Origin of the sequence: Halolamina sp., from assembly GCF_036626355.1 — an archaeon.
Lineage (GTDB): Archaea > Halobacteriota > Halobacteria > Halobacteriales > Haloferacaceae > Halolamina.
The window spans coordinates 1-10,180 of the sequence record NZ_JAZKRY010000097.1 but is presented as its reverse complement, the minus strand read 5'-3'; the positions used below and the strand labels follow the sequence as shown (position 1 = coordinate 10,180).

The following is a 10,180-nucleotide window of genomic DNA, read 5'->3' as shown; positions in this document are numbered from 1 at the left end:
GTCTCTGGCTCTCACACGAGCTGACGGCCGATTCACGGCGAGCGATGGTTGTATCGTTCTGTCCGGCAGTATCAGTTGCCGAGCGTTCACGGGTGCGAGCACTGATGAACGGATGCAATCGGCGACCGAAGGCGGGTTTTCCACAGGCTGCTTCACCCCGTCTTCTCCCGGGATTCGGACGTCGTTCGCTCAGATTTTGACACCAGCTACCATCGGCTAACCGGGGTAGATATTCGTGAGGTACGGGTAACGTGTCAGCAACGGTCCCTAACTGATCTAACACCCGAATCACAGTGCTCTCTCTCGCGCTATAGATGCCGGCCCTCGCAATTCAGCGTCCGACTCGCGTCCCACACGGTGGTTGATTCGCCCCCCTACAGACGGTCCCGCCCACGAACAGCGATGAGTCCGCTCGAGTACGTCGACAGGTATCCTGAGTGGTTGTCTCGTCCAACTACTCGAAATGAACCTGCTCATCGGCGGACGGCTGTTGGAGCTGCGTGGACTCGAGACGGTGTTCGTGAGTGCGTTCCCGACGGAGCAGTTCCTCGCGCGCTGGTGAGAGTTCCCCGGCTCAATCCTGTTCGCGTCGGTCGCGTTCGCCTCGGGCGCGTAGCTGGCCGATCAGCGGCGGTATCTCGCGCAGAACCAGGGCCGCGTCGCGTGGCCACAGATCTGCGGACGGCTCCCAGCTGGTGGGAGCCCAGTACCGGTTTTAAGCGCCGACGGGCTGATGTGGTCGACGTGAAGAGTGACCCCGATGCTGGTGGACTGTTCGCTCCCGAGCGCGTCGCCGTCGTCGGTGCGACGGAGCGCGAGGGGTCGATTGGGGCCGCCATCTTTCAGAATCTCGTCGACTTCGCGGGCGACGTCGTGCCGGTGAACCCGAGTCGCGACAGCGTGTTCGGGCAGGAGTGCTACCCGGACGTCGCGTCCGTGCCGGACGGCGTCGACCTCGTGGTGATCGTCGTTCCACCGTCGATCGCCGTCGAGGCCGTCCAAGGGGCCGGCGAAGCGGGCGTGCGGAACGTCGTGGTCATCACGGCAGGTTTCAGTGAGACCGGCCCCGAGGGCGCACAGCGCGAACAGGAACTCCGCTCGGTCGCCGAGGAGTACGACCTCACACTGGTCGGCCCGAACAGTCTCGGGGTGCTCTCGACACCACTGAACCTCAACGCGACGTTCGGCCCGTCGAACGCGCTCCCCGGGTCGCTCTCGTTCATGAGCCAGTCGGGCGCGTTCATCACGGCGGTGCTGGACTGGGCGAACGACCAGGGAATCGGTTTCAAGGACGTCGTCTCGCTCGGGAACAAGGCCGTGCTGAACGAGTCGGACTTCCTCCGATACTGGCAGGACGACCCGGAGACGAACGTCGTCCTCGGCTATCTCGAAGGTGTGGCGGACGGCCGGACGTTCATCGACACGGCCCGTGACGTGACACAGGAGACGCCCGCAGTGGTCGTCAAATCCGGGCGGACCGACGCCGGCGCGGAAGCCGCGTCCTCCCACACGGGCACGATTGCCGGGAGCGAAGCGGCCTACGAGGCGGCGTTCGAGCAAGCGGGCGTCGTGCGCGCCGAGAACGTCCAGGAGCTGTTCGACTACGCCCGCGCGCTCGATGGACTGCCGACGCTTGACTCCGAACAGGTGGGCATCATCACGAACGCGGGCGGCCCTGGCGTGATGGCCACCGACGCCGTCGGCGAGTCACAACTCACGATGGCGTCGTTCACCGACGCCACACTCTCGTCGCTGGAGGAGGCGATGCCCGAGGAAGCGAACATCTACAACCCGGTCGATGCCATCGGTGACGCCGACATCGAGCGCTTCGAGACGGCGCTGGACACCGTGCTCGGCGACGACAACGTTGGCTGTGCCATCGTCATCTCCGCACCCACTGCCATCGTGGACTTCGGTGAGCTCGCCACGGTCGTCGCCGACCGGCAGGCCGCGCACGGCAAACCAGTCGTCGCGTGTCTGATGGGTGGCGAGCGCACCGAACGCGCGGCGGAGTTACTCGGCGAGGCGGGTATCCCGAACTACTTCGACCCGGCGCGCGCCGTCGGCAGTCTGGACGCGCTCGCGGTCCAGCAGGACGTCGAAGCTCGGAGCTACGAGGAACCCGAAACGTTCGACGTCGACCAGGAACGTGCCAGAGAGATACTCACCGAGGCCGCTGATCGCGGTGCGAGACGGCTCGGCGTGGAGGCGATGGACATCCTCGACGCGTACGGCCTCCCGATTCCCGACGCGGAGCTGGTCGAGGACCCGGCGGATGCCGTGAAGGCCGCGTCGAACATCGACGGCGACGTCGTGATGAAGATCGTCAGCCCGGACATCGTCCACAAGTCCGACATCGGCGGCGTGGCCGTCGGTGTTCCCCAGGACGACGTCGCCGACACCTACGAGACGCTCGTCACGCGGGCCCGGAACTACCAGCCCGACGCGACCATTCTCGGCGTCCAGGTGCAGGAGATGGTCGACACCGAAGCGGGCACGGAGACCATCCTCGGGATGAACCGTGACCCGCAGTTCGGCCCGCTCGTGCTGTTCGGCCTCGGGGGCGTCTTCGTCGAAGTGCTCGAGGACACGAGCGTCCGCGTCGCGCCCGTCTCCGGGCGCGAGGCGGGCGAGATGGTGGACGAACTCGATTCGGCCCCGCTGCTCCGCGGGGCACGCGGCCGCACCCCGGCGGACGAAGCCGCCGTGGAGGAAGCCATCCAGCGCCTGAGCCAGCTCGTGACCGACTTCGACGCCATCCTCGAACTGGACGTGAACCCGCTGCTCGCCACCGCTGACGGCGTGCAAGCCCTCGACGTGCGGCTGACAATCGACCCGGAGGAACTATGAACTCGTTACTCGTCACCTCGACAGACGCAGGCACCGGCAAGACCGCCGTCACGCTCGCGCTCGCGCGGCTCGCCGCCGACCGCGGCGCGACGGTCGGCTACATGAAACCGAAGGGCACCCGCCTCCAGAGCAGCGTCGGGAAGACGCTCGACGTCGACCCGATGCTCGCGCGGGAGCTCCTCGACCTGGACGCCGAGATGCACGAACTCGAACCGGTCGTCTACTCCCCGACGTTCATCTCCGGCGCCATCCGCGGCCAGGAGGACACCGCGGCGCTCCGTGAACGTGTTCACGAGGCGTACGCGGGACTGGCCGAGGGGACGGAGATGATGGTCCTCGAAGGCGCTGGCGACCCCGCAACGGGTGCCGTCGTCGACCTCACGGACGCCGACCTCGCGGAACTCCTCGACGCCCGCGCGGTGCTCGTCACCCGCTACGAGGAGCCTGGCGACGTCGACCAGGTCCTCGCAGCCGTCGACAACCTGGGCGACCGCTGTCTCGGGGTCATCTTCAACGCCGTCTCCAGCGCCGCGTACGACGAGGTCGAGACCGACGTCGTGCCGTTCCTCGAATCACGGGACGTGCCCGTCCTGGGCCTGCTCCCCTGGGAACGCTCCATGGCCGGCGTCACGGTGGCAGACCTCACGACGGAACTCGGGGCGGACTCGCTCACCGACACAGGCACCGATGCACTCGTCGAACGCGTCCTCGTCGGCGCGATGAGCGGGGAGAGCGCACTCAGTCACTTCCGCCGCACGAAGGACGCGGCCGTCATCACAGGCGGGGACCGGGCGGACGTCCAGGCCGCGGCCCTCGACGCGCCCGGCGTCAACTGCCTCGTGCTCACTGGCGGCCACCGGCCATCGGGGGCGATTCTCGGCGAGGCCGCAGCGCAGGACATGCCGGTGTTGACCGTCCAGACGGATACAATCACGACTATCGAGCGGATCGAGTCCCTGATCCACGGTGGCCGCGTGCGCAACGAAGCGACCGTCGAACGGATGCAGGAACTGCTCCACGCGCACGCCGACGTGGACGCTCTGCTGGACTGAGGAAGCGTTTCTCGGTTCGGATACGTTGGCGTCCGCGGAGAATCGGTTGTACGAGCTCGCTGGTGACGGCGACAACGTCGGTCGCAACCGAATCGGGGGGAGTACAGTTGACGAAAACCGCTGTCTTCAGGGGAGTTCGGCGAATTCCCGCATTCCGGGTACCGCTCCGTGATGAGCGACACCCAGATTCAGATTGCCTGTTCGCCTTCCCGGATATGGCGATTAAACCCGCTCTTCGATCTGGTGCATCACCTGCTCGTGAGCATCGTCTGCCTGTAATTCGATTTCAGCGGTACGTCGTTCCACCTCATTCACAAACGACTGGTCGGTAAGATACTCCGTATTAATCCCGACGGTGAAAATAGCGGCGCGGAGTGCAGCATGAGCGAGGAACACGCCAGTCCCGGCATCGCCCAGAGCGTTTCGGTTACCCTTCGCTGTGACCTCGACGGCGAGATCGAGGACGGTCCCGCATGCGACAGCGACCGTGAGAGGAATCCCAATAGACCGCTTGATATCCTGTTGACCCATCTCACCGGCAGTCGTCGAGAACAACTCGTCGACAACGGTCGCGTCTGCCTCAGCGAGGTCCAGAAGATGTGCTCGCTGTCTTCGGAGTTCGTCACGGAGGTCGGCAACGTCCGCCGCCACGTCCGCGTACTCGTCGTTCTCGACAGTATGGATACAAACCATCTCACACAGCGACGTACCGATTGCGCCGACGACTGCCGAAGCAGTGCCCCCAGCCGGGCTGACGTTTTCCGACGCAATTCGGGCGAGGAACTCGTCGATCGTGGGTGTTTTGGGGTTCATCGGTGATATCGTTTCGGCGAATGGAATCGAAGGACCCGACGAACCTTAAACAGGATGTCGAACGACGGCGAGATGTGCACGGCACAGTGGCTGACGCCGACTCTCTACCAAACATCAACGCGTCGCACTCGACGCTCGGCGAGGAGCTCTCCACACCCTCGGCGATGTGGACCAGCCCAGGGTAGTTCGTCCGGCCGCCGTCTTTGCTAATGGGCTTGGAATCACTGGCTACGGACACGAGCAGTCGTCGACGCCGCAAAGAATCAGCAGCGCATCGGCGTGGCCCGTCCCTGTTGATCGGCTTCGTCGAAACGTACGGCTGTGTCGAGTAGGGTCCGCGGTATCTGATCGCAGTCGACGTCCCAGTATCCGACGGTTCCGGGCGATTCGACCAACGCCCCCACTGAAGCGGACCGCTACTCCAGCGAGATCGTCCGATCCGCCCACTCGCGGAACGACTCAAGGGCTGCACGCTCCTGACGCGACACCGGGTCCGAAGTCCCCAGTTCGTCGCTCTCGAAGGCGTTCATCACGACGCAGTCCGCGCGATCGCAGTACGCCGTGATCCGCTCGGGTGCAAGCGAGTCGTGTTGCACCGGAATCGTCGCGTCGTTCACGAAGATCGCACGCGCGGGTGGAGCCGTATCCAGAAGCTGCGCCGCCCGTTCGGCGTTCTCCTGGGCGAGCGCGACGGACTCGGAGTCGGTTTCGCCCTCCAATCGGGGGGCATGCGCGTCGATGACGCCGTGCCACGCCTCGTCCGGAATACTGGTGAACCGGTCGAGCCGCCCTCCGATGAGCTGACCGTCGCGCTCGACCTCGGGTGCGAACTCCAGGACACTCACGTCCGCGGCGCCGTGGCGGTCGACCCACGCCTCGAGCGCCCGGGCGGTGAGGCGGGTTTTGCCGATCTGTGATGGCCCGAGGAGCAGCGTACTCCCCGAGATGGGGAACGGGAGGTCGGTCACGCGAGCACCTCCGCCCGAACGTATTTCCCTGCCAGGAGGAGCGTCGCGACAGCGAGGATGACGGCGAACCCGAGGACCAGCCCGGAGAGGAGGTCGATGCCGCCGGTGAGTTGGCCGCGGACGAAGTTGGTCGCGAGCGTCGCCGACACGAACAGCAGTCCGACGCCCCCGGCGTTGGCGGCTGTCGAGTTCGGTCTCGGAACGGCGCCCGAGTTCAGCAGGTAGAGGACGACGGCGATGGCGAAGGGCGTGCCGACCGTCCCGAGCGCCAGCACGAGGACGAGCTGGCCGATGACCTCCCCGCCGATGAACGCGCCGAGCGCGGACACGATGGCGGTCGCCGCGAGCAGCGAGCGGTAGCGGCTGTCCTCGACGGTCGTTCCCCACCCCAGCTTGTCCGCGACGAGGAACGGGGGGACGATCGTGTTCCCGCCGAGCGTCGACACCGCGGCGCCGCCCAGCCCGAGGAGGAACAGCCACTTCGCGCTCGGGCCGACGAGTGGGCCGAGCGCCGCCGCCGCACCCACGGTCGTCAGGTCCGGGTCGCTCAACACGCTGGCGGTGACGAGGAAGATCGCGACGCTGTAGATCCCGAACGCGACGAGCATCGAGGCGACGATGTCGAAGCTCGCGAGGTCGTACTCCTCCTCCGTCCACCCGCGAGCACGCATCGTGTACGAGTGCATCGTTATCAGCGTGATGTGGACGGCGCCGCCGAGAATCCCCGCGGCGACGACAGCGCTGTTCGTCGGCAGCGTCGGAACGAGCCCCTGGGCCGCTCGCCCGAGATCGACCGGCACCACGAACAGCGAGGCGAGGAACGCGATGACGACCCCGAAGACGAGGAGCTTCGCGACGAGTTCGATGAAGCGATAGCCGCGCCCAGCGAGCCCGGCGGCCAGGATCACGGCCCAGATCACACCCCAGATCCTGGCGTCGACCCCCGTTATCGTCGACGAGACGGCGGCGACGGTGTTCATGATCACGAGCTGGGCGACGCCGGCCGCGATCACCACGTCGAGGACGAGTATCCACGCCCACCACTTCCCGAGGGACTCCTCGACGACAGTGACGATACCCCGTTCTGTGAGCAGCCCGAGCCGCATCGCGAGATACTGTGCGAGGGCCCCGGCGAACGCGGAGAGGATCACGACCCACAGCAGGGCGTAGTCGAAGAGCGCGCCGGCCGAGATCAGGCTCGCCATCGTCGCCGGACCGGCGGCGATCGCGCCCGCGACCCAGGACGGCCCCATCTCGCTGAAGTACTCGCGAGCAGTTCCCGTGCTGACGGCAGGTACCTCGGTCGATGTTTCGGCCATAACTGGGTGATACTATGCAAGAATAAAAAACGTCCTGGAGTAGCCCTGATCGAATACACGTGGCCTACCCCCGCTCGAGTGGGTCGAACTCCCGCAAGCGGGTGGACACTTCGTAGAGGAACACGACGACGGTCCCGAGGAGACTCCCCCAGAGGAGGAGGCCGAACGCGGTCGGTCCGATCCCCGCCATCACTCGCTCACCTCGGCGTCATCCGTGCCGGGGTCCCCGTCCGGAGTCGCCGCGGCGTCGCCGCCATCCGGGACCGCGCCGTCGAGGGTGTGAATCTCGTGTGCGAGTCGGTCGAGGGCGAACTCGTCGAACGTGTCGGGGACGCCAGGTGCGTCCGCACTCATACCGACCACTCCTCCTGTCGCCAGGCGGCATCCCAGAAGCGATACTCGTAGCGTGCCGACGTACGAAACAGGGTCTGGAACCGGTCACGCTCGGCCTCGCTACGGTCTGCAGCCACGTCGTCCATCAGGTCTTTGCACCAATCGGTGAGTTCCGTGAACTCCTCGCCCGCGTACATCTCGATCCACGCCGCGTATCGCTCGTCGTCTGGAAGCCCCTGCTCTTCGAGTCGCTTGCCAGTCTCGTTGAACCCCCACATGCAGGGCAGCAGGGCCGCGACGAGGTCACCGAACGTCGCCGTCGATGCGACGCGAACGAGGAAGTCAGTGTAGGCTCTCGTCGTTGGGGACGGGTCGGTCGCCTGCAGTTCCACTTCCGAAATGTCGAACTCGGCCGCGTACTCCCGGTGGAGATCCATCTCCGTGTTGATCGTCGAATCCAGGAGTTCGGCGAACGTCCCCATGCGGTCGAGGTCGGGGGCCGTGGCCGCTCCGGAGGCGAACACCCGTGCGTACTCGATCAGGTAGAGGTAATCCTGTCTGACCCAGTAGCTGAACGGTTCCTCGCTGAGCGTCCCCGCACCCAACGCCTCGACCATGGGATGGGCGAGAATGGCGTCCCAGATGGGTTCGGCCGTGGGTTCGAGGTCGTCAGTGAATGCCATGTCCGGACGTGAGGAATTCGAGCCAGATATAACTTAGTAGTATAAGTTGATTATCACCGCCAGGCAGGACCACTTATCGTGGTGTCCCTGAAGCCGTGAGTACGTCGCTCAAACTACCGAGCGAGATCGTCGCCGAGCAGGTGCTGCCGACGCTCCGTGTCCGCCTCGCGAGGGAGTTGGCCGACCGTGGTTTCACACAGCAGCAGATCGCCGACCTGCTCGGCGTTACCCAGGCCGCAGTGTCACAGTACGTCAGTGAGGAGAACAGCGTCGTGGCCCGAATCGACGAGGGGGAGATGGACGGGTACGAAGCGCTCGACGAACTGCTCTCGCTGATACGGATGTTCGAGGACAGGGGCCCGATCTGTGAACTCCACGAGGAGGCGATGCCGGCGCTGGAGGGACTGAGCTGTGACCTCTGTATACGGGGCACGGACGAGCAACTCGCAACCGAACGGGAGGTCCTCGCGAACCCCGAGTTCGGGGCCTCTCGACACGTCGCCACGGTCGTCCTGGCCGCGATGGCAGTTGACCACGGGATGCGGGGCGCGCTCAACCTCGCGACCGACGACGACATTCTGGACACGGCACGGCAGCAGGGCATCGAACCAATCATGAACGTCCTCGGGGAGACGGTGGAAGACGCAGCACGGTTGGCGGTGGAGCTGGTCGCGCAGACACGGCACAGCCCAACCGAGTGACGCTCAGCCACCACCCATTTGTACATTCGGGTTATACCCTCGCGTATGAACGGTTCCAGAGATCCAGCACCGGTCGAACCCCCGGTGACGCTGACGATCGCTGGCAGTGATTCGGGCGGTGGTGCGGGGATACAGGCCGACCTCAAAACGATGGAAGCCGTCGGCGCGTTCGGAACCAGTGTCGTTACGAGCGTCACCGCACAGAACTCCCTCAGCGTGGAGTCGATCCATCCCGTCCCGGTCGAGGAAATCGAGGCACAGATCGAGGCGGTCGGTTCGGACTTCCACATTCAGGCAGCCAAGACGGGAATGCTCGGGACCGCCTCGGTAATCGAGCTCGTGGCGACGCACGCTGCCCAAACGGACACGGCATTCGTCGTCGACCCCGTGATGGTGGCTGCGTCCGGCGATCGGTTGTTGCCCCCTGATGCAGCGGACACGTACGTGGAACTCATCGCCGAGGCAACAGTCGTCACGCCGAACGCCGACGAGGCCGAAATCCTGACCGGGATCGAGATCGACGACGAAGCCTCGATGCAGCGCGCTGGCGAACAGCTGCTCGACATCGGGGCCACCGCGGCGCTGGTGAAAGGGGGCCACGTCGGTACCGACGGGGTGACGGACGTGTTCGTCACCGAGGACGGAACGCAGACCTTCGAACATCCGCGAGTCGAGACAGCCGCGACCCACGGCTCGGGCTGTACGCTCTCCAGTTCGATCGCGGCGCGAATCGCTCACGGGGAGGAGCTGAGTACAGCAGTCGCGACCAGTATCGAGTTCATGGGTCGAGCAATCCGCTATCATCTGGACGTCGGCGAGGGGCCGGGTGCCGTCCACCATCTCGCGGGACTGCGAGAGCGTGCTGCTCGCCACCCGACCCAGGAGGCGGTCGAGTCCGTCGTCGACCGACTCGTCGAGGCCGATGCTCGGGCGATCGTCCCCGAAGTCGGGATGAACGTCGTGGGTGCCACGCCGTTTGCCGAATCGGCCAGCGAAACCGCCGCCGTCGAGGGGCGAATCACGCGAATCGAGTCCGGCATTCGACCGAACCGCGGAACCCGGTTCGGCGCTTCCAGTCACGTTGCCCGCTTTCTGCTTTCGGCCCGCGAACACGACGCGGGACTCCGATTTGCCGCGAACCTCCGATTCGACGAGGAGATCGAGGCGGCGCTCGCGAATCTCGACGCTCCTGTCGTCGAGATCGACCGGTCGAACGAACCGACACCCGACGTGGAGGGCTCGACGATGGACTGGGTCGCACAGCAGGCATTCGGCGACGCCGCGGGGGCAAAAGCGGCGGTGTTCGACCGTGGCGACGTGGGGAAGGAGGCGATGACGCGCGTCGTCGCACCCGACGCCCGCACGCTCAGCGATCGAGTCCGCACGATTCTCGATGCCCTCCAGGCCTGATACTGATTACTGCGAGTCTGTCCCGCCGTGACCATCCGTGTCGGTGAGGGG

At 65.6% G+C, this 10,180-nt stretch carries 10 protein-coding genes and 1 pseudogene; 4 read left to right on the top strand and 7 right to left on the bottom strand.

Annotated elements, in window-relative coordinates; all coding sequences use genetic code 11:
* The first annotated feature begins 744 nt into the window (after positions 1-744).
* Both V5A38_RS13085 and V5A38_RS13080 read left to right on the top strand, forming a co-directional pair.
* Positions 745-2,850, top strand: a complete 2,106-nt coding sequence (locus V5A38_RS13085) for an acetate--CoA ligase family protein (RefSeq protein ID WP_332326205.1) — start codon at positions 745-747, stop codon at positions 2,848-2,850.
* Positions 2,847-3,902 carry a phosphotransacetylase family protein gene (locus V5A38_RS13080; protein ID WP_332326204.1) on the top strand — a complete coding sequence of 352 codons (1,056 nt, stop codon included), beginning with the start codon at positions 2,847-2,849 and terminating at the stop codon, positions 3,900-3,902. Before V5A38_RS13085 ends, V5A38_RS13080 begins: the two co-directional genes overlap by 4 nt.
* A 222-nt stretch (positions 3,903-4,124) precedes the next feature.
* Here the strand turns inward: V5A38_RS13080 and V5A38_RS13075 are convergent, their stop codons facing one another.
* From V5A38_RS13075 to tenA, 7 genes and pseudogenes are all read right to left on the bottom strand, one after another.
* A complete protein-coding gene (locus V5A38_RS13075; RefSeq protein ID WP_332326203.1) occupies positions 4,125-4,715 on the bottom strand; it encodes a cyclodeaminase/cyclohydrolase family protein in 591 nt (196 codons plus the stop codon).
* A 79-nt stretch (positions 4,716-4,794) separates the two neighbouring features.
* Positions 4,795-4,938: pseudogene (locus V5A38_RS13070) on the bottom strand (Fe-S cluster assembly protein SufB); the annotation flags it as partial.
* 193 nt (positions 4,939-5,131) lie between these two features.
* On the bottom strand, positions 5,132-5,683 hold the full coding sequence (locus tag V5A38_RS13065; protein WP_332326202.1) for a hypothetical protein: 552 nt from the start codon (positions 5,681-5,683) through the stop codon (positions 5,132-5,134).
* Positions 5,680-7,002, bottom strand: a complete 1,323-nt coding sequence (locus tag V5A38_RS13060; protein ID WP_332326201.1) for a divalent metal cation transporter — start codon at positions 7,000-7,002, stop codon at positions 5,680-5,682. The genes V5A38_RS13065 and V5A38_RS13060 overlap by 4 nt, the downstream gene beginning before the upstream one ends.
* Positions 7,003-7,066: 64 nt before the next feature.
* Positions 7,067-7,192: a hypothetical protein gene (locus V5A38_RS13055; protein WP_332326200.1), complete on the bottom strand. Its 126-nt coding sequence runs from the start codon at positions 7,190-7,192 to the stop codon at positions 7,067-7,069.
* Positions 7,192-7,356 carry a hypothetical protein gene (locus tag V5A38_RS13050; protein WP_332326199.1) on the bottom strand — a complete coding sequence of 55 codons (165 nt, stop codon included), beginning with the start codon at positions 7,354-7,356 and terminating at the stop codon, positions 7,192-7,194. Before V5A38_RS13050 ends, V5A38_RS13055 begins: the two co-directional genes overlap by 1 nt.
* Positions 7,353-8,018 (bottom strand): thiaminase II, encoded by a 666-nt coding sequence (tenA, locus tag V5A38_RS13045; RefSeq protein WP_332326198.1) that lies wholly within the window; start codon positions 8,016-8,018, stop codon positions 7,353-7,355. The genes V5A38_RS13050 and tenA overlap by 4 nt, the downstream gene beginning before the upstream one ends.
* 95 nt (positions 8,019-8,113) lie before the next feature.
* Between tenA and V5A38_RS13040 the strand changes: the two genes are divergently transcribed.
* Both V5A38_RS13040 and thiD read left to right on the top strand, forming a co-directional pair.
* Complete coding sequence (locus V5A38_RS13040) at positions 8,114-8,719, top strand: thiamine-phosphate synthase family protein (RefSeq protein WP_332326197.1); 606 nt, start codon at positions 8,114-8,116, stop codon at positions 8,717-8,719.
* A gap of 45 nt (positions 8,720-8,764) precedes the next feature.
* The gene (thiD, locus tag V5A38_RS13035) at positions 8,765-10,129 is read left to right on the top strand and encodes a bifunctional hydroxymethylpyrimidine kinase/phosphomethylpyrimidine kinase (RefSeq protein ID WP_332326196.1); all 1,365 of its coding nucleotides are present in this window, start codon (positions 8,765-8,767) and stop codon (positions 10,127-10,129) included.
* The last annotated feature ends 51 nt before the right edge of the window (positions 10,130-10,180 follow it).

Excerpts from the sequence above, each read along its gene's own strand:
- V5A38_RS13075 (WP_332326203.1), bottom strand. The coding sequence starts at position 4,715 with ATGAACCCCAAAACACCCACGATCGACGAGTTCCTCGCCCGAATTGCG.
- V5A38_RS13055 (WP_332326200.1), bottom strand. The coding sequence starts at position 7,192 with ATGGCGGGGATCGGACCGACCGCGTTCGGCCTCCTCCTCTGGGGGAGT.
- V5A38_RS13060 (WP_332326201.1), bottom strand. The coding sequence starts at position 7,002 with ATGGCCGAAACATCGACCGAGGTACCTGCCGTCAGCACGGGAACTGCT.
- thiD (WP_332326196.1), top strand. The coding sequence starts at position 8,765 with ATGAACGGTTCCAGAGATCCAGCACCGGTCGAACCCCCGGTGACGCTG.
- V5A38_RS13080 (WP_332326204.1), top strand. The coding sequence starts at position 2,847 with ATGAACTCGTTACTCGTCACCTCGACAGACGCAGGCACCGGCAAGACC.
- tenA (WP_332326198.1), bottom strand. The coding sequence starts at position 8,018 with ATGGCATTCACTGACGACCTCGAACCCACGGCCGAACCCATCTGGGAC.
- V5A38_RS13050 (WP_332326199.1), bottom strand. The coding sequence starts at position 7,356 with ATGAGTGCGGACGCACCTGGCGTCCCCGACACGTTCGACGAGTTCGCC.